The 19,723-nt window shown below is 40.9% G+C and carries 13 protein-coding genes and 1 pseudogene; 1 reads left to right on the top strand and 13 read right to left on the bottom strand.

The genetic code is table 11. The features are described 5' to 3' along the window. Positions 1-11: 11 nt before the first annotated feature. The 11 genes and pseudogenes from AACZ87_RS01735 to AACZ87_RS01685 all read right to left on the bottom strand — a co-directional run bounded on the left by AACZ87_RS01735 (position 12) and on the right by AACZ87_RS01685 (position 16,126). Positions 12-1,907, bottom strand: coding sequence for a RagB/SusD family nutrient uptake outer membrane protein (locus tag AACZ87_RS01735; protein WP_339864242.1), 1,896 nt, complete (start codon positions 1,905-1,907; stop codon positions 12-14). Positions 1,908-1,920: 13 nt separating this feature from the next. Beyond that, positions 1,921-5,355, bottom strand: a complete 3,435-nt coding sequence (locus AACZ87_RS01730; RefSeq protein WP_339864240.1) for a TonB-dependent receptor — start codon at positions 5,353-5,355, stop codon at positions 1,921-1,923. 155 nt (positions 5,356-5,510) lie between these two features. After that, entirely contained in the window at positions 5,511-6,539 is a 1,029-nt protein-coding gene (locus AACZ87_RS01725; RefSeq protein WP_339864238.1) for a FecR domain-containing protein, read from the bottom strand. A 23-nt stretch (positions 6,540-6,562) separates the two neighbouring features. Continuing rightward, complete coding sequence (locus tag AACZ87_RS01720; protein ID WP_339864236.1) at positions 6,563-7,216, bottom strand: RNA polymerase sigma factor; 654 nt, start codon at positions 7,214-7,216, stop codon at positions 6,563-6,565. A 284-nt stretch (positions 7,217-7,500) separates the two neighbouring features. Beyond that, on the bottom strand, positions 7,501-8,130 hold the full coding sequence (locus tag AACZ87_RS01715; RefSeq protein WP_339864234.1) for a pyridoxamine 5'-phosphate oxidase family protein: 630 nt from the start codon (positions 8,128-8,130) through the stop codon (positions 7,501-7,503). Positions 8,131-8,390: 260 nt separating this feature from the next. Continuing rightward, the gene (locus AACZ87_RS01710) at positions 8,391-9,314 is read right to left on the bottom strand and encodes an alpha/beta hydrolase (protein ID WP_339864232.1); all 924 of its coding nucleotides are present in this window, start codon (positions 9,312-9,314) and stop codon (positions 8,391-8,393) included. 278 nt (positions 9,315-9,592) lie between these two features. Then, a pseudogene (locus AACZ87_RS01705) lies at positions 9,593-10,462 on the bottom strand (alpha/beta hydrolase-fold protein); the annotation flags it as partial. 54 nt (positions 10,463-10,516) lie between these two features. Beyond that, on the bottom strand, positions 10,517-11,356 hold the full coding sequence (locus AACZ87_RS01700; RefSeq protein WP_339864230.1) for a sialate O-acetylesterase: 840 nt from the start codon (positions 11,354-11,356) through the stop codon (positions 10,517-10,519). Between the two features lie 44 nt (positions 11,357-11,400). Next, positions 11,401-13,890 (bottom strand): glycoside hydrolase family 95 protein, encoded by a 2,490-nt coding sequence (locus AACZ87_RS01695; protein ID WP_339864525.1) that lies wholly within the window; start codon positions 13,888-13,890, stop codon positions 11,401-11,403. Positions 13,891-14,075: 185 nt separating this feature from the next. Next, entirely contained in the window at positions 14,076-15,086 is a 1,011-nt protein-coding gene (locus AACZ87_RS01690; protein WP_339864228.1) for a zinc-binding alcohol dehydrogenase family protein, read from the bottom strand. Further along, positions 15,083-16,126: an aldo/keto reductase gene (locus AACZ87_RS01685; RefSeq protein ID WP_339864226.1), complete on the bottom strand. Its 1,044-nt coding sequence runs from the start codon at positions 16,124-16,126 to the stop codon at positions 15,083-15,085. The genes AACZ87_RS01690 and AACZ87_RS01685 overlap by 4 nt, the downstream gene beginning before the upstream one ends. 201 nt (positions 16,127-16,327) lie before the next feature. Here AACZ87_RS01685 and AACZ87_RS01680 point away from each other — a divergent pair, with 201 nt between their 5' ends. Further along, positions 16,328-17,341, top strand: coding sequence for a LacI family DNA-binding transcriptional regulator (locus AACZ87_RS01680; RefSeq protein WP_339864224.1), 1,014 nt, complete (start codon positions 16,328-16,330; stop codon positions 17,339-17,341). 174 nt (positions 17,342-17,515) lie between these two features. Here the strand turns inward: AACZ87_RS01680 and AACZ87_RS01675 are convergent, their stop codons facing one another. Both AACZ87_RS01675 and AACZ87_RS01670 read right to left on the bottom strand, forming a co-directional pair. Next, a complete protein-coding gene (locus AACZ87_RS01675) occupies positions 17,516-18,283 on the bottom strand; it encodes an abortive infection family protein (protein ID WP_339864222.1) in 768 nt (255 codons plus the stop codon). A gap of 103 nt (positions 18,284-18,386) precedes the next feature. Next, on the bottom strand, positions 18,387-19,670 hold the full coding sequence (locus AACZ87_RS01670) for a hypothetical protein (RefSeq protein ID WP_339864221.1): 1,284 nt from the start codon (positions 19,668-19,670) through the stop codon (positions 18,387-18,389). Positions 19,671-19,723 lie beyond the last annotated feature (53 nt).

Genomic DNA, 19,723 nt, shown 5'->3' with positions numbered 1-19,723 from the left:
CATCGCTTCTCTTACCAGCCAGGGTTCTGCGTCATCTCTGGGTACAAAGACACATCAGATACTTTCAGAGGTAGCCAGTAGTGCTTTTCCGTAAACGGACGCTCCAGTATCACTTCCTCTCGGATGTTTACCACACGGTTTTGTGTAGGATCATCTGCATTAAAATCACCCGCTCGGTCCATCTCCACTGATGATTTGATGGTGTATGGTTCTTCGATCAGTAGCATCCAGCGGCGAAGGTCTGTAAAACGGTGCCTTTCGAATGCTAGCTCTACCGCTCGCTCTCTTCGCAATTCAGGCAACAATGCATCCACAGATCCCACAAACTTGGAATGGATCGAAGCCATTCCAGCACGGTCTCTAAGCACATTTAATGCATCTACAGCAGACTTACCAAAAGTAGCACTAGGCGTACTAGGTGAATTGTACCCCATCAAAGTAGCCTCAGCGTACATCAGATAAATGTCCGCCACTCTCATGTAAGGCACATTGATGTGGAGTGAAGTTCCCCAATCGTATGCGTTATCATATTTATTGGCTTTAAGCGGCACAAACTTTCTGCTCATGTAACCTGTGCGGCTTCCGTTGCTCAAGTTTCTATAGCTTCCTCCACTGAATAGATTTGCATATCGATTTACCTCCTGACTTTGATCAGGTATAGACCCCTGGATCACCTTGACACCATCATAAGTGATGTCACTGTAAAATCTTGGGTCACGGTCTTTCCATGGATAATTAGGATCATAGCCTGATTCCGGATCAGCTTTGGAGATATCGTCTGGAAGAGGGAGACCATTAGCCATTCCATAATTTTCATGGACATAATTAGCAGTTGGCATAAACATCGTCGCATCTCCCTGACTGATCAGCAAAGGCATGAATTGCTTTGAAATCTGATAATTACTTCCGTTGGCACCTGTAGTAGGAGCTCTGAACATTGCCTCAGATCCTCCAGGCATAGCCCAGTTTTGACCCGTGGTATAGAAGAGATTGGACTTCTGCGCAAAAGGTATCAAGGAATACAAGGTCTCGCCTGCTTCTATCAGCGTGAGAAGCTCTCCGAATACATCCGCAGCCTTTTTGCTGTAGGCAGCATCGTAGGATTTACTTCCGTTGTCTGTGTAGTTCATCAATGGACTAGCTGCCCAAAGCAAATTCTTACCCAGATACCCTAAAGCCATCGCCTTGTTGATCCGCATGGTGTTTTTTCCCAGCGTTCTTTTCCCTGCAGTGGTATTATCCCAATTTAATGGAAGCAAGTCAGCAGCTCTACGAAGATCCTCAGCCACTCTATCCGCACTTTGACGATAAGTCAATCTTGGAAGTCTAAGCTTTTCATCACTTGGTAATACGGTATCTATGTACGGCATTCCGCCGAAATACTGAATCAACTGAAAGTGAAACCATCCTCTGAAAAATAAGAGCTGACCTTCAATCAATCTTCTTTCTTCGTCTGTCGCATCTGTAAGTCTATCTAGGTTTTCAAGTCCTAAATTTGCTTTACGGATTCCTTGCCAAGCTAAAGGCCAAAGGGCTTTTTGATGATGACCACCAGTAGTGGATGCGTTTCCTTTGTCAAACCACCCTACACCGCCACCTAGTTCAGCTTGCCAGGCCCAGAAATTCCCTCTATCGAAATTATAGGACACTGTGAAAGTGCCTGCAGTGGATTCTATCTCATCTTCTCCGAAGTTCCATGCACTCACCCAATATGCAAGTGTGAAATTTGGTACCGAGTGGTAAAGCTCTTCAGTGAATCCCTGAAAATTGGTGAAATTCTGGAAAGCAGTTTCTTCCGAAATAATTGAATCTGGAGAGCGCTCTAAGTAATCTTCACAGGAGCTAGCAGATAGCAAAATAGCCATCATAAAACCTCCTTTTATAAAATTCTTTATATAGTTGTTCATTTGAATGACTGATTTAGAATGAAACATTTACACCCAGATTGATTCTTCTTACCGTCGGGTAAGCTCCAGCATAGCCTGCAGAGGAGAAGTTAGATTCCCGGTCATCTGGCATGTCCGTCCAAAGCAGCAGGTTGTTTCCATTCAGATATATTCTAAATGTCTCAACACCTAAATTTCTCACCCAATTGGAATTGAAGAGGTAGGCGATTTCTGCATTTTTCAGACGTAAATAGGAGCCATCGTAGAGGTAGCGCTCACCATTGCTATAGCCTGGCATCAATGCGCCCCATCGTGGCATTGGAGAATCCGGATCCATATTATCTTCAGACCAATAGCTTCCTTCCTCATATACTCTGTTCAGTCGGTTGTTCAAACTGCTCAATGGAACATCTCTTGTGACGTTGTTTACACCGTAGAACTGAACGTAGAGACTGAGCCCCTTCCATTCCACTCCTATGTTTGTGCTGTAAGTATTTTCAGGTACGCTGGCAAATCCATAAGGAGCAGCATCGAAGGAATCAATTATACCGTCACCGTTGAAATCAAGGATTTGCATTCCACCAGGAAGTTTGAATTGATCATTGGAGTTGTTCTGCGTGCTGCCATAGACTTCATCCCATGAACTGTAGTAGCCATTGCTAATGTGGGTACGGTATTGTCCGAGCTGATATCCTTGATCCTTCTGATAAGCTACTTGCAATTCTGGATCATCTCTTTCCTTGACCACATTTTCGGCATGAGTCATGGTAAAGTCAGCCCATACTCGGATTTGATTTTCGAAGGTGTGATTTAAACCCAGCGTAAATTCAAACCCATTTGTGATCACTCGACCCAGGTTTGCTGCAGGGGCCGTAGTACCATAATAACTAGGGATTGATCGGTCTCCTGACATCAGAATATCCTTACGGTCATCTTTGAAATATTCAAAATTACCGTTGATCATTCCGTTGAGAATATCGAATTCAAGACCAATGTTAGTTTTGTAAACAGTTTCCCAATGCACCTCAGGGTTACCCACGGAAGATTGGCGGTACCACGTATAAGGGCTATACTCTCCTCCTTCACCCACTATGCCCAACTGAGAGCTGTTGCCATAGCTCCACTGATCCATGAATAGGAATCGTCCACCGATGTTATCATCCCCTACTTCACCGTAGCTGGCTCTTATTTTTAGGAAGTCAATGACAGAAATAGATTTCATAAAACTCTCTTCCGAGATTACCCATCCGATTCCTCCGGAGGAGAAAAATGCATAGCGGTATTCTGGAGCAAATTTCTCTGAGCCATTATAAGCTCCACTATAATCCAGTAGATACTTGTTCTTGTAGTCGTAGTTTGCACGGAAAACCCAATCTTCACGATAGGAAGGAATCATACTACCTGTCGCATCCTGCTGACGGCTCATCAAGCCCATCAGAGTCAAATTATGATTTGTGCCTATTTTGGTTGAATAATTCAACTGACCTTGATAGTATAGTCTGCGTTGAGCACCATTCACAGTGCCGCTAGCAGTTCCCCAAGTCACCGCTTCTCTAAAGTCAAATCTACTGTTGGCGTCTACTACATCATCGTAAAGATGTAAGCCTGTAGCAGGATCAATCCATTTTTGAAACGGGGTATTGTAAAGGTCATTTACCCCTCTGTTTATTTCAGTGAAAGAATTATCAATAGCAAGAGTACCACGGAAATTCAATCCCTTGATGATCATTCCCAGATCTTGGTTCAATACAAAATTGGTAGAAAGCTGCGTGGTAGTTAAGTATTGAAGTCCACTTACTGCCAGGATTCGCACTGAGTTTTCTGCCGCCACGTCATCAGGCGTATAGACTCCCCAAGCTCCATCTGAATAGACTGGCAAGAAAGCATCAGGCGGATTGCCATATGCTGCACTCCAAAAACTGCTTGAGTTTCCACCACCCCAAGGCGTTTTTCTTGTACCATATGAGCCACCAAGATTCACTTGTAATTGGGTACTGGAGGTCAACTGAAAATCAAGATTACTACGAAAGTTTAATCGGTTGTAATTGTATCCTGGATCGTAGCCGCGATTGTTGTCGAAATCCCTAAAAAGATCACCTTCATTCTGAAAATCTATACTTGCAAAATACTGGGTAAACTTCGTACCGCCTCTAATTCCCACATTGGCATTGTAAGCCATTGCATAGTCTTTGAAAAGCGTTTCCTGCCAGTCAATATTTGGATAGCGTTCTGACTCTTCCAGATTGGCAGGATTTCTATATTTATCTCGAATCGAATACGGAATGTAATCTGCCCAGCCTGCACCATTCGCAGAAAGTTCGTTTTCTATAGCACTGTTCCTAACTCCTATTGCATCGTAAGCATCGTATTTCCCAGGCAGCTTAGATACTACCTTCATGGTAGAGCTGAAGTTGGCTGTGATTTGAGCCTTTCCTTCTCTACCTCTTTTGGTAGTCACGATGATTACGCCATTTGCACCTCTGGATCCGAAAACTGCCGTGGCAGACGCATCTTTCAAAACTGAGATCGTTTCTACAGAAGCAATGTCCATCGTGTTGAAAAACTCAGGCCGTTCTACTCCATCTACAAGAATGAGCGGAGAATTACCATTCCAGCTATTTTGGCCACGAATAACGATCTGAGGACTTTCCCCACCTGGCACGCCTGTACTTGCTGAGGTGATTACACCAGGTAGATTCCCCGTTAGAGCTGATCCGACGTTCGAAACACCACCTGTACGTTTTAGAACTTCGCCATTGGTCTGAGCTACTGCACCCACAATGGTCTCTTTCTTTTGCTCTGCGTAGCCTACCACGATCACCTCTTCCAGCGATTGTAGGTTCTCTTCGAGAATTATATTGACTACCGCTTGATTACCTATGGTAACTTCTTTTTCATTGAATCCCATAAAGGAAAAGACCAATGTCTCTCCCTCATTCACGGAAATGGAGTAATTACCATCCAGATCTGTAGTAGTTCCTTTGGTCGTGTTTTTAATACGAACTGTAACACCTGGAAGAGCCAAGCCTGTAGGATCAAGCACTTGACCTGTGATCTCTACTACTGCAGGGATTATTTCCTTTGGCTGAGATACTTCCTTTTTCGGTCCTCTTGTGATGTGAATATTATCATCCAGCTGCACAAATTTTAGATTTGTCTGACTGGAAATCTCATAAAGCACCTCGGAGAGCGGTACTTTGTTCATAGCCAGATTTACGGTTAGCTCATCAACTGGAACCTTCACTTTATTATAAGTGAACATAAATCCGCTCTGTTTCTCTAGTTCAGGGATAACTTTGTTTAGTGTACTTTCATTGAAATTGACCGTTACGGTAATATCATCAAGTCCTTTTAACTGAGCATGTCCACTACTTGCCATAAGGACTGCTGTGAAAAACAGCTGAAAGATGAAAGCACACACAAAATATTTGGAAAGCATAATGATTTTCCTAAGTATTGATTTTTCCATACTTTTGATATGATTTTAAGTGTGTATTACTTGAAATTTTAGCCTTTGATTAATTTGACGATTGAGGCAAAGGCTATGGGCAGGAAAGCTTCGGTTTTCCTGCTTTTTTCATTTTCAGCTGGTGTTTGTGAAGGGGGCTTTCATAGGTTAGTAGGTTATGGGTTTGAAATTGTTACTGTTTTATCTTTGATTTTATAGTCAAATTCAGAGGAAATACTGATACCATCTAAGACTTGGTTCAGTGGTTTATTATGGTAGCTGCCAGAGTATGCCCATCCTTTATCTACCTTCAACGTGCTATTGATTGTGACTCCAAACCAAGTTTCCATTTTTCGGATAACTTCAGGGTAGCTGTCGTCCTTAAAAATGAGGTATTGATCTTTCCAGCCAAATATTTCAAGGGGATCAAATTCGGTTTTAGTCACTTCACCATTCTTCCGTTTGATTAGCATTTCATTGGGAAGGAGAGTGATTACTCCACCAGTGGAATCAGCAACTTCTACCTTGCCTTCTACCAGCGCCAGTTCAAAGTCTTCTCCGTTTTTTAAGTTAAATGAAGTACCTAAAACGGTCACCTGATTGTTGTCTATTTGGATTACAAATGGACGATTAGGATCTTTCGTCACATCAAAAAATGCTTCTCCCTGCATCCGGACGGTTCTTTTTTCCCCATCGAAATTCTGGGGATACGCTATGCTACTAGCTGCATTGAGGTGAACACGTGTTCCATCCGGCAATTGAAATTTATATTTCTGACCTGCAGGATTGTCTACGGTCAACCAAGTAGTTACTTGCTGATTTTCGGATTCCTCCTTATTCCTTTTATTGAGAACATCTATTCCGTAAACAGTAGAAAAAACTAAGAACAAGATGGCTGCAGCTTTATGCCAACCACTCCATTGGAAGTATCTTCCATCTGGTCTTGTCTGGTGGCTCTTCTCTACAATATTTTCGTAGAGATCCATGTAAACCTGATCAGATAATACATAACGCTCCTTGTAATCAATCATAGCTATGATTTCTCTGGCCTTTTGAAGAATAGGCCGTCTATCAGGATTATTCTCAATCCACTTCAGCCAAAAGTGATTAGTTTCTTCTCCAGGATTTTTCACCCACTGAATAAAAAATTCATCGTTCAAAAAGTCCTCGATCTCAAAATCTATGTATTTTATTTTTTCGTCCATTGTAGTGGCAGGAAGTGCGCTGGTTAGGCTTTCTTAACTTCAAATATTTCTTTAAGCTTCTCCATGGCTCGATAGACCAAGGTTCTGGCTGTTTTGACTTCACTGAAATTCATCACTTCAGCTATTTCTTTATAGGATAGCTCTTCTTGATAGAGCATGATAATCGCTTGTCTTTGTCTGGTAGGCAGTTTGTTCAGCGCATTGGCGATTTCCAACTTCTGCTCCAAGGCAAATTCTTCATCTATCAATTTGGTCTCATGCGAGGTCTCGATGTGAAAAATATTTTCCTCATTTTCAAGAGATGTCAAATCAGCATTTAGCTTTCTCTCTTTTTTGAGAAACTTGAAAAGTTCTCTGTGAAAAACGGTAAACAGATAACCTTTAATTCGCTGTACATCACCTAATTTAGCTTGGTTCTTCCGTAGATCTACAAACATTTTCTGAAGACAATCCCTGATTAATTCTTCTTGCTTGCAGATCTGCATCCCATAATTAAATAGGTCTGCTACATGCTTTCGATAGATATAGTTAAAGGCGGCTTCATCTCCACTTTTGAAAGATGTCCAGACCTCACGGTCTGATTTTTCAGTATATACCACCATCACTTGACTATGCTGCATATATAGCATAGCGGATGTTTCTGAGGTTTCAATAGGTTTATTCTGGGTTTTTTTCATTTGAACAGGAAGGTATCTCCACTCTTCACTTATAAAGAGTGTTTTTAGAGGTCAAACAACCTCAAAATTTTATTTTATTTTTATTCATAGCCATAAAAGACTATCTGAACACGCAATACACTAATTAATACACACAATTGAACTAGTTTACAGAATAATATTCTGAACCTAATTCTATGGATTAACAGTAAACTTTCTACTAGTTTTTACACTTGACAAAAGCAGAATCAACTGCTTGATTCTAAGCAATTACTAGCTGAAGTGACCTGAAGGAATGCGGTGGTTTAGTACAAATTAGTTTGCTCATCGTTCTTGATACTTTCATCTAATTCCTCAAATGAAATATCTAGTTTCCCATGATCTACTAATACTTTTCCTAAGGATGGAATACTAGCCTGCGTAGAATTATCAGCAACAGACCAGAGTTTTGATCGAATTATACATTTTGCACAATGCATAAAAACCTCCTTGACGTAGACGATAATGGCTAAAGAAGGAATTTTACCCTCACAGGAAAGTAATTCCAATACTTTTGGATCAGTGACTATTCTAGCTGTTCCGTTCACTCGTAAGGTTTCCTTGATGCCCGGAATTAAAAAGATCAAACCTAAATTCGGGTTTTGAATGATATTTCTTAGCGTATCTGCTTTACGATTTCCTGGCCTATCAGGAATAGCAAGCAACTTTTCATTCAAAATTTTTACAAAACCCGCCGGATCGCCTTTCGGGGAAACATCAAAATTCCCTTGGGAGTCTGAGGTGGCAATTGTTATAAAGGGAGATTGTTCTATAAAACTTCTGCTGTGGTGATCAATATGATCAATTGTTTTCTTAGAAACTATCTCACTAGGATACCCTATTAGTTCACGTAGTTCATTTTCCGAACTAATTGTGTTTTCAAATGTCCATTCCATTATTCCTTAGATTAAATGATGAGAAATATTCTAGTCAATAAGCATGACGAGATAAGGAGAAAGGAAAGGCCAACTTTACAGTTGCTCTCCTTTCACCTCTATCCTGTTCCTTTTATAGTAGACCAAGTTTTTATCAAAGAGTATGAGGAACCTTCATCAAACGTTAGAGGACGGCACCTGCAAAGGAATCGAAGGCCTCTAGATTAAAAGCTCCTGTCCAACTCTAGCTGGTCAATAAATGGGACAATCCCAGATCAGGTTTAATTTGACTTAAGAAACTCATTGACATCCAACCAGTGAATGAAGGCATCAAACCAGCGGTTACTGGTTCTTCCCGGATTACCAAGGCCAAAGCCATGACCGCCATTTTGATACAAGTGAAACTCAACAGGAATGCCTGCTTTGTACCAGGAATCGATTACACCGAACTGTCCTCTAAAAAGAAAATCATCTGTGGCAATGACATTGAACATAGGAGGTGCATCTTCAGGAACTTTAACTGGTCCCATGCCGCCATAGATCGGACCGATAAAGGCCAATTTCATTGTCTTGGAATTCAACGTACTGTGCATGGTCAATCCTGCACCGGCAGAAAAGCCGATCATTCCTAACCTATCCATATCAACACCCCACTCTTCTGCTCTATCCTTAATCATCGCATAGGCAGCCTCTGCATCTTCCAATTGATCCGAAAGATCAAAGGGTGCTGGAGCTGGACGTGCTGGAGCTGAGGATTCCGACGGGGCAGGTGGCGGTGATAAAGTCTGGTTCATAGACTCTTTGAAGCCATCCAAAGACTCAGGGGTTGGACGAAGTCTGTATTTCAGAACGAACGCAGCTATACCCTGATCAGCAAGTGCCTGTGCAACTTCCCATCCTTCATTTTTCAAAGAAAGCCATCTGAAGCCGCCACCTGGAGCGACGAGCACCGCTGCTCCTGTAGCCTTGCCTGGTTCAGGTAAAAATGGAGTAAGTGTAGCAGTGGTGATATTTCGAGCCATGGGATCTCCCCATTGCTTAAACCAAGTTTCGGAAGCAGGTTGGTTTTCAACTCCACCTGTTCCCAGCAAAATTGCATTAGGTTCAGCTGGTGTTTCCAGTGGATAAATGGTGCCATCCTGTGCAATAGCAGAGGAAGCGATTAAGAGGCATGACGCCAGAATTGAGGTTTTTAATAGGTTCATGGTATTATGGGTTTTGTTAATTGCAATTAGGTGGAGAAAAGGAATTTATATGACCATCCTTAATCTTGCCAGTAATAGTAATTTCTTTTCTCATCAGGTCAGAAGACCGAAGACAGGAGACGGGAGTGGCCTAAATACTAGTATTAACCAAATCCTAGGATTCTTTAATCTCTTTACAAGTTGAAACGCGGATTTAGTTTTAAATCAATTTCTCCAATGATTAGTCCCCCTTATAAACTGGTTTAAAATGAGTTAATTTATTTAACCGCTGTGATATCGAGTGGACTATATTGATCGAATTTAGATTCATCGACAGGTTTAAACAGCAACTGCGAGAACATGTAAAGTCCATTTTTCCAAACCTTGAAATCATGCCCGCCAGTCTCCAAGTAATAGATATGAGGCACCTCATTTTCTGCTAAATACTCATGAGTTCGAGAACTGAATCTCAGCAATCCATCTGCATCTCCACAGGATATCCAAAGCACTTTTAACATTTCCTTGGCTTTCTCAGGGTCTGGAACCAAGACTTGTGGCTCCTTAGTATTTGGAGCAGAGGAAAAACCTCCTACCCAAGCAAACTTATCCAAATTGCCTAAGCCAAAATTCAGTGATTGTCCCCCTCCCATTGATAGACCAGCAATTGCACGGTTTTCTCTATCGGTAAGAACTGGATAGTTTTTTTCAATATGGGGAATCAAGTCATTTAGCAAATCCTGCTCAAACGTAGCAAAGGCTGCAACTTTATCAGGAGCCATCACATTTCCACTAGCACTATCATCTTTCATAGCTCTGCCATTTGGCATCACAACTATCATAGGCGCTAGCTTTCCATCAGCATAGAGATTATCCAAAATTATCTCAGGATGCCCTCCCTTCAGCCATTCCTTTTCATCTCCGCCTATTCCGTGAAGCAGGTAGAGCACTGGATATGTTTCATTTTTGGAAAAGCCCGGAGGAGTATAAACTAGGGCCTTTCGGTCATTGCCAACAGTTTTTGAAGTATAGGTGATGGTGTCAATTTTCCCGTGGGAAATCCCATCTCTAGCCTGATCAAATCCTGGTGGAGCTTCTTTTTCTAGCTGCTGGGCGTGAAGTTGCCCAACAAATAGAAACAATAGGAGTAATAGGTTTTTCGAGCGGTTCATATAGGTTTATAGGTTAATTCTTAGGGTAAATTAGTTGGGTCAAAAAGCTCTCTATCATTCATTTCTTAGAATCTCGGCCATTTTCTCACCATATCGGGATCCTAATAATCTATAGCCAGAAGCGGAGAAGTGTAGACCATCTGCAATAGCTTCGCAATCAGCTGAAGAGATTACGTAGGAATTGGGAACTACAGAAGGCAGCGTCGCAATGATTGGGTTCATACTTGCGCACTTGCCTCCCTGCTCGGCACTCACCAATTCCCCCGCCAAAAGCGGTACAGAATCAGGCGCCAAACCAAGATCCACTAACAAATTATCATACACTCCTTCCACTTTATCTGGCCAAGATTTGTCCCCTGTGTTGGACTCTCCTTGATGCAGTAATATTCCTTTGATCACCCCATCCTTTTGGGCAATCTTTGCTAACTCCAATAATCTTCCATAAGGATTTCCATCGTATTGAGCGATCATACCTTTCATCCATCCTGGAGCCGTTTCCACATAGGATTCATAAGTATCTTTCTCGAAAAGCTCGATTTTGCAGCCTCCCACAGATACATTGATAATGCCTATTTTGATGCTATCAGGCAGGCTTTCAGCCAAAGTTTTTCCAAAATAATCTCCTGGCGTAAGTCCGGTATTGCATCTACTTAATGGTGGAACAGCTGTATACCAATTACCTCTTTTCCGGTTTAAATCCGGACAATCCACTGCCTGCAACACCTTAAATCGATCGTTTGCCACGGTGTCCTGAGGCTCAGGCTTGGAATGACCTTCCATATTGGACTGTCCAAAGCTGAGGAAAATGTAAAAATTAGGGTCTTGGGCAAAAACACTCATTGATGTAAAATACATCAGTACCAGAAGTGTTAAAGAGAGTAAAGGTTTTTTCATTTTGGGTATAGGTTAGGTTTGAGAGCTTACTAGGTATTCAGGTTTTATAGGTTTTTAGATTTCAATTCATAAGTAGCTCCAGCTTCTGTTTTTAAATCATAAACACTGGTTTCACCAAGATCAGGAAAGTCGATTTGAGCAGCTGGAGAAACAATTGGATCGGCAGTGACTGGTACTTGATAGAAGGGATTCGGGTTTTCACCACTCGCTTTCATAAGATCCTTACCCTTTTCCAGATCCAAAGTGTTTGGTACTCTCAATCTTAGATTTCCTCCAATTGTCGATTTAATCACTGCTTTTTCAATCTTTCCATCTTTCCATTTCAATTCCACTATTTCAAAGCCACCTTTAGCTCTGATTCCGGTGATGCTTCCCTCTTGCCAAACATCCGGCAAGGCTGGTAATAGATGGATTTCACCATTGGCACTTTGTACTAGCATTTCTGTGATTCCCGACGTACAACCGAAGTTGCCATCAATCTGGAAAGGTGGATGCGCATCAAAAAGGTTGTTGTAAGACCCACCTCCTTCGCCACGCTTAGCGCCGACAGGAGAAAGCTGATTCTGGATGAGTTTGTAAGCATGATTGCCGTCCAGCATTCTTGCCCACCAGTTCACTTTCCAACCCATACTCCAACCAGTGGATACATCTCCTCGCTGGATTAATGTGTTTTTGGAAGCAGAATACAGTTCTGGGGTACGCAGCGGGGAAATCTGATTTGAAGGAAAAAGTCCGTACAAATGGGAAATATGACGGTGATGATCATTAGGATCGTCAATATCATCCAGCCATTCCTGCAATTGACCGTGTTTTCCTATGTGCATAGGAGGTAATCGATCTCTCATGGCTTTCAGTGAATCTGCAAAAGCTTGATCTTTACCAAGCATCTCCGAAGCTTGAATCACTGCGCTGAAGGCATCAAAAACCAGTTGATTATCCATCGTAGTTCCAGCATCCAAAGAGGATCCTTCGTGTGCAGCAGGTGCATTTTCGGGAGATGTTCCCGGATTGACAACCAGCCACTTATTTTCAGGATGCTCCACCAAGAAGTCCACATAGAACATCGCTGCACCTTTTAGAATAGGATAGATAGATTTCAGATAATCCATATCTCCATTGTATTGGAAGTGATCCCAAAGATGCTGACTCGTCCATGCTCCACCACCACTCCAAATCCCCCAGAATATCGCATCGACCGGGCCGGTAATTCTCCAGATGTCCGTATTATGATGTACCATCCAACCTCGCGCGCCGTACATTACTTTTGCCGTTTCCTCACCTGCTTCAGCCATCTCGGAAACCATTTTCAGGAAAGGCTCATGAAGCTCTGCCAAGTTGGTTTTCTCAGCCGGCCAATAGTTCATCTGCGCATTGATATTGATGGTGTATTTACTGTCCCATGGCGGAGACATTTCTTTGTTCCAAATTCCCTGCAGGTTTGCTGGTTGCCCTCCCGGCTGAGAAGAAGAAATCAACAAATACCTCCCATACTGATAATACAGCGTAACCAGCTGCGGATCATCTCCTTCTTTAAAGCCTTTGATACGCTCATCCGTTGGGAGTTTGGAGGCTTCTGTCTCACCCAAATTCAGGCTTACACGATTGAAGTACTTTTGATAATCCACCAAATTCGTCTTCAGTAAATCATCAAAAGATTTGGTAGCAGCTTTTGCCATAAATGCGGCTGCTCTGCCATTTTCATCTCCACTGAGATCTAAGTAATTGTTGAAATTGGTAGCAATTGCAATATAAATCGTCGCTTCATCTGCATTTTTTACCGTGATGGAATTGTCAGTGGAAGAAAGCGTTCCACCTTGATTTTTGATTTTAGTTAGGCTTTTAAATTTCACCTTGCCTTCCACACCTTCATGATCCGTTGTGGTACCGGAAATAGTTAATTCCTTCTCTGAATTGAGGGCAACCGTTGCATTTGGCTGAGGGGTAGCCATGGAAGCGGTGAAAGAGATTTTACCGGGCTTACTGGCTGTCAGGTGAATTGCAATGACATTTTCAGCGAAGGAAGCAATGGCTTCACGAGTATAGGTCACACCATCCACCACATAACTTACTTTGGAAATCGCCTGAGAAATATCCAATTCCCTTCTATAATCTGTAAAAGTAGAATGTCCTTCAAAAGCAATGTTCAGGTCTCCCACAGGCTGAAACTTTTGCCCATGTGACTTCTTGCTTTGGATGGTTTTGGCAGCCAACTGCTCCGCTTCTTTTTGTTTCCCTTCAAAAATCAATCTTCTGACTTCAGGCAGAGATGCCAAAGCATCCGGGTTATCATTTCTATTTGGACCACCGGACCAAACGGTATGCTCGTTAAGCTGAATCAGCTCCTTTTCTACATTTCCATAGATCATTGCTCCCAACCTGCCATTTCCTATCGGCAAGGCATCCGTCCATACATCAGCAGCTGGTTGCTTGTACCAAAGCGTGAGATCAGAGCTTTCCTGAGCTTTTACCTGTAGGGAAAAAGCCAGAAAAAGCACGGCAAAAAAAGTTCTTAAACAATATTTACTCGTATGCATTTTGGGTATTTTATTACTATTCATATAATTTTCCGCAATCTTTCCAGATACTAAAATTTCATTTCTCTCCACCTTCTTCGGTCTCAAATCTCCAATCTTCTGTCTTCCGTCTCCCGTCTTCCATCTTCCGTCTCCCGTCTTCCGTCTCCCGTCTCCCGTCTTCTGTCTTCCGTCTTCTGTCTTCCCTACATTTCCACCACCGCTTTGATCACTCCCGTTTCTGGATTCAACCAAGACTGAAAATCATTCTTCACCTGATCAAATTTCACTTTATGAGTAATGTACTTTTCAACTGAAAGTTTTCCAGATGCCATCGCTTCCAAGACCTGATCGAAGTCTTCCCTGGTTGCATTTCTACTACTCATCAGCGTCGCTTCCCGCTTATGAAACTCAGGATGGGAAATAGCAATTTCACCTTTTTGTAATCCAACTAAGACATAGGATCCTCCATGGGCGATATATTGAAAACCTGAGTTGATCGCAGCCAAACTCCCAGTGGCATCGATCACAACATCACAGAAATCCCCATCGGTGATTTCCTGAATCACTTCATAAGCAGATGCGCCAGCTTTCACTTCATGTGGTATATTCCACTCATCCTTACAAAACTCAAGTCGCTTCTCGTTGATATCCATCGCGATCACAGTAGCTCCAGCAATCCTAGCGAATTCCATCACTCCCAATCCAATGGGACCAGCTCCGATCACCAAGACAAATTGCCCGGGCTTCACTCCTGCCCTGCGCACGCCATGAGCGCCGATGGCGAATGGCTCGGCCAATGCAAGCTGCTCCAAGCTCAGCCCTTCTTTTTTGACCAAAGAAGTAATCGGCAAGGAGACATATTCCTGCATTCCGCCATCCTCGTGAACCCCAAATACGCTGATTTTCTGACAGCAATTGGGTTTGCCATTTCTACAGGCTACACAAGTCCCGCAATTGAAATAGGGAATCACTGTGACTAGATCACCTTTCTTGATTTCCTCATTAGCTCCAATTTCCACCACTTCACCAGCAAGCTCATGCCCCAAAATTCTAGGGTAAGAGAAAAAGGGCTGAGTACCTTCAAATGCATGAAGATCCGTTCCGCAGATGCCAATTCTCTTGATTTTGACGATGGCCCTTCCTTCAGAAAGCACGGGCATTACGCCCTCTTTATATTCAAATTCTCCCGGCGATATGCAGGATAATAGATTCATAATGATTGATTCAAATTAAATTCTGATAAATAGTCAGCGATCAACCCCTTTTCCTTCATTACTTCCCAGAAAGAATCCGGAAGTTTAGTAGCGCAAAACTCAGCATTTGCATGAATCCTAGCCGGAGAAGTAGAATTCAGTGCTATGGAATTAACTCCCGGCAGCTGAAGTCCAAATTGTATGCATGCATGGGCTGGATCAATTTCCTGAGCTTTGCAAAGCTGGAAAAACTGATCTCTCCAAGTATGCCTTGGCTGATAGTTTGGATCGGATTCCTCCATTATTTTGTAATCATAATGATCGCCTCCCACCAGAAACCCAGACTGAAAAACTGCCGAATTAATGATACCCACCCCTTCTTTTTCCAGTTGCCTCATAAAGTGAAAAAGGGCCTCCGGATGATTATATATAGTCATGCTATTAGCTATCATCACCCAATCGAGTTTAACCTCAGCGTAAATCTTTTGGATTACTTTCCAGTTTTTAGACCCCACGCCTATTGCTTTCACTCTTCCGGCTTGTTTTAGCTCTTCCAAAGCTGCATAGCCTTCCAGAATATGTGCAAATCGCTCTTCATAATCTTCTGGCGAAAATGCCATATCCAAATATTCATCGGGATCGTGGATGGAAACCAAGAGACTTTCATATCCCTTGAGCAAGGAATTTCCCTCATCAAAACAATTGATGACTCCTTCATAACTGATGTTCTGAATAGCATCATGACTAAGATTCTTCCAGACATCTTTCTCGAAAGTAGGCTCTCCATGTAAATGTGTGCGCTGCCATCCCAGCTTATTGCTGATCAAAACTTTGTCTTTTGGCACTTGGAGGTCATTCAGGGCATGTCCCAAAGTTTCCAACGCCAAACCTGCTCCATATTTCCCTGCCGAATCGAACACTATTCCTTCTGGAAAACGCTCCAAGGCTGCAGCTATCAATTCCAGTTTTTGTTCATAGGAATAAGCTTCATAGAGATTGCCTAGAGAACTCGTCCCGAAGATCATTGAAGGTACTTGTATGCCTGTTTTTCCTAATTCCATTCTATTTAGTAATGATTCTGCCAGTAAACGATTCAAACTTTTGTTCGGCACAAATCAAGTTTATCAAAACAATAAACCAATATGATAAAAATGACCAATAGTATATTGGTCAAACGTTTGACCTAATATCCTGAAGCTCCCACTAAAACCCATTCAGCTTTCGAGCTTTTGTTCTAAATTAGGTGTGCCAAGCAGCCCAGAATGAAAAAGAAGAGAATCAACATCACCGATATAGCCAATGCACTCAATGTAACCCCGTCCACGGTTTCCCGAGCGCTGAATGGAGGTGGAAAAGTTTCTGAGAAAAAAAGAAATGAGATTTTGGCTTTGGCAAAGGAACTTGGCTATAGACCCAATCCCATTGCTAAAAGTCTTCTGGAAAACAGGACAAATACCATTGGGCTGATTATCCCGGAATTCACGCATCATTTTTACAGCCGCATGCTTGCCGGCATAGAGAGCGTCACCTCAGAGGCAGGTTACCAACTCCTGATTTGCACCTCCAATGAAAACCAGGCCCAGGAAATAAAATCCACACAAACTCTTTTGGATGCCCGTGTAGATGGGATTCTAGCCACGATCTCCAAAATGAATGACAAGTTTGAGCATATACAGGAGGTAATGGACAGCGGGACACCACTGGTGCTGGTGGATCGTTTTTCTGAGGAAATTGAAACTCCCTACGTGATCTCGGATGATTTCAAGGGCGCATTTTCTGCGGTGGATTACTTATGCCAAATCGGATGCAGAAATATCCTGCATATCAAAGGACCTGATAACCTCTCTACTACTTTCAATCGCTTTATGGGTTACAAAGAAGCGCTTCGAAAGCATGAAATCGACTTGAATGAGGAGTTAGTATTGGAAAGTTCTGATACCAATCTGCTGGAAAAAATCAGGTTTTGCCTGACAAATCATCAAGTGGATGGCGCATTTACTTACAGTGATTACCTGGCATTTGAAATTTATAAAGTAGCAAGCGAACTTAATATCCCGATTCCTGAGCAATTGTCAGTAATAGGCTATGCAGATGAACCTATCTCCACCTACATCAACCCTACCCTAAGTACCGTAAATCAGCAGCCATTTGAAATGGGTGCATTTGGAGCCAATTACCTATTGAATAAAATCAATAATCCTGAAATCGGATTAGAGATTAAAAATCTGGAAACTAGGTTAGTTATTAGGGGGTCTTGTAAGGGGCTGGAGAGGTGAGGATTAATGGGGTTGGGAATTGAGAAATGGGGTGGGAAGGGGTAAAAGGTAAGGTAAGTATAAGAAAGATAAGCGATTTCAATGCAAAAACTTTGTTTAAGCATAAAGTTTGATAGCAGCCAAAAGCCTAGAATTTACCACTATTTTGTTTTTTTAATCTGTTCACCTTCCTACTCAGAATGGTAATATATCATCTTCTTCAATTTCTGGTTCAGATTTCGGGTATTTAGTTTTATAAAACTTATTCAAAAATAATCCTACTGTGGCGACTGAATTAACTATAAAGTGGGCGTAAAGTGCATCTTCAATTAAAAAATCTTCGTTTGTTTTACCATGAAAATTAGTCTTTTCACTTCTTAATTTCTCTATGGCTTGATTTGCCGTCAGAAGGGAATTCCCAATTGTTTTAATTTCCTTTGGATGTTCAGTACTTGAAAAGTTAAATTCTTTAAGTATTGCACTACTAAGTTGATAAAGAGTTTCATTTCCTTTTATTTTCGATTTTAATCTTTTGTCCTTCAGTATTTCCTTAATTATACTTTCAAGCGCAGAATTTGCTAGTCCAATAGCTGTACTTGGATCAGATTCTATTTGCTTGTATGCTTTAGTAAAAGTGTCATAAGCTGTTTTGTATTCTGACTTTATCTCATTTTTGAATGTTGGGATTGAAGGAATAAAGTCAGGAGTGTCAACTCCTAAATCAATCGCGACTTTTAGTAAAATCTCTCCCGGCATGGAGTGAATTGTGGCATTTAAGTCAATATTCTTGTCATCCCTTATTACTACTCTAAAGTTCTCCCAATTATAATTTTGCTCATCATGTTCGTACCATTTTTCAATATAATTTCTAACATTCTTATATGAACCAAATTCATCCCAAACTGCTTTTTCAACATCTGCAGCAAGTTTCATTTGATATTTTGGTGAAATCAATTCGTTCATATTATTATTCGTTCGTTTTTTTGAATTCGGTTTACTAATGAGTTAAACTTCAAGATTGGCTTGCAAAATTCACTTTACTTGCCCGCAAGGCAGCTTTAATTTCTTAGCCAATGTTATGCACACTTTTTGATTTCTTTTTGTAGTAATTTTCTAATTCCTTAGCGTTTTTTACAAATGCTTCTTTCTGTAATTTTTCTCTTTTAAGTACAGCTTGTAATTCTTGAATTTCACTATCCAAAAAGTATTTATTTAATAATTCTAATATTTCTCTATCTGTAAGCAACTCACTTATAAAAGTTCGATTAGATACCAAATGCGGTTTAGTTTCAAACATTTTTTCAATCTTATTATATGCAGATTCCTTTTTGTTCAATTTGAATAGGGCGTTAATCTCATAGGAAGTAAATAGATTTTTGTCCTTAGGATATTTCGATCTTACGACTTCAATTGCCTTAATAGCTTTCTCATACTCTCCTGTATAGTAAAAATGTTGTATCAAATAGATTTGAATTTCTCTATTCTCAAGCGAATACTTGAATACTGTATCTTGTAGCGTTTTGTAGAGTTCATATATTTCCCAAAAATTAATCTTCATGTAAGAAATGCTTGGATTTACAGGATAGAATTCAACCGAACCAATCTTAGATACTGCTTCCTTATTGTAGTTTTCTAAATCATAAACATGTAGCTTTTTTCTAATTTCCTCCAAATGAAGAATTTCATCAGAAGTTAGATAAATATTAAAATCAAAAATTCTACCAATTGAATCGTCAATTTTCTTAGTATTATTTGCTAGTGTTTTTCCAATTGGCAAAAGTTTTCCTTTGATAGCTTTATCATAGAAATAATGTTCATTCAGGCATTTATTTTGTAGGCCGATTTCAATATCTCTTGGTTTTAATTTATTCCCTCTTATCTCTGACTGATAGTCTGAAGGTGAATGATTATTAAAACTCATTATCGTATCGAATAGGGAAAACAATTTTGTATATACTTGATAGATTTCATGCTCAATTTTATATCTAATTTTTCTTTTTCTACTTCGTTCGGGTAAATATGAAAAAGCAATCCAAAAGATAATAGCTGCAATTATTGAGAGAATGATTGGGTAAATAAACTCTTGAAAAACCCCACGCTTTGATTCCTCTATTTCCTGCTTTACATCAGTTATGGATTTCTCAATATTTGACAATTTGTCCTTTAACTTCCCAAAATCATCTCTATTGCTAAGTTGTTCGTGTTGCAAAGAATTCAAAGTTTTAGCAATTGAGTCAAATTGTGCTGATATTGAATCTATTTTTGAAATGACAATGTCGTTCAGCACCTTTTGACTAAAGGCAAAATTGAGGTTCAATAAAAAAATAACTATAAATAATATTCTTTTCATTTAGTCTTATTGTGCACAACGCTTAATATGCTCAGCTTCCACACTTCGTCAAT

The sequence above is a fragment of the uncultured Algoriphagus sp. genome, from assembly GCF_963974365.1.
Taxonomy (GTDB): domain Bacteria; phylum Bacteroidota; class Bacteroidia; order Cytophagales; family Cyclobacteriaceae; genus Algoriphagus.
This window is presented reverse-complemented; position numbering and strand designations above follow the sequence as displayed.

Bases quoted from the DNA above. Each gene is read 5' to 3' on its own strand.
- AACZ87_RS01735 (WP_339864242.1), bottom strand. From the start codon at position 1,907: ATGAACAACTATATAAAGAATTTTATAAAAGGAGGTTTTATGATGGCT.
- AACZ87_RS01730 (WP_339864240.1), bottom strand. From the start codon at position 5,355: ATGGAAAAATCAATACTTAGGAAAATCATTATGCTTTCCAAATATTTT.
- AACZ87_RS01725 (WP_339864238.1), bottom strand. From the start codon at position 6,539: ATGGACGAAAAAATAAAATACATAGATTTTGAGATCGAGGACTTTTTG.
- AACZ87_RS01720 (WP_339864236.1), bottom strand. From the start codon at position 7,216: ATGAAAAAAACCCAGAATAAACCTATTGAAACCTCAGAAACATCCGCT.
- AACZ87_RS01715 (WP_339864234.1), bottom strand. From the start codon at position 8,130: ATGGAATGGACATTTGAAAACACAATTAGTTCGGAAAATGAACTACGT.
- AACZ87_RS01710 (WP_339864232.1), bottom strand. From the start codon at position 9,314: ATGAACCTATTAAAAACCTCAATTCTGGCGTCATGCCTCTTAATCGCT.
- AACZ87_RS01700 (WP_339864230.1), bottom strand. From the start codon at position 11,356: ATGAAAAAACCTTTACTCTCTTTAACACTTCTGGTACTGATGTATTTT.
- AACZ87_RS01695 (WP_339864525.1), bottom strand. From the start codon at position 13,890: ATGCATACGAGTAAATATTGTTTAAGAACTTTTTTTGCCGTGCTTTTT.
- AACZ87_RS01690 (WP_339864228.1), bottom strand. From the start codon at position 15,086: ATGAATCTATTATCCTGCATATCGCCGGGAGAATTTGAATATAAAGAG.
- AACZ87_RS01685 (WP_339864226.1), bottom strand. From the start codon at position 16,126: ATGGAATTAGGAAAAACAGGCATACAAGTACCTTCAATGATCTTCGGG.
- AACZ87_RS01680 (WP_339864224.1), top strand. From the start codon at position 16,328: ATGAAAAAGAAGAGAATCAACATCACCGATATAGCCAATGCACTCAAT.
- AACZ87_RS01675 (WP_339864222.1), bottom strand. From the start codon at position 18,283: ATGAACGAATTGATTTCACCAAAATATCAAATGAAACTTGCTGCAGAT.
- AACZ87_RS01670 (WP_339864221.1), bottom strand. From the start codon at position 19,670: ATGAAAAGAATATTATTTATAGTTATTTTTTTATTGAACCTCAATTTT.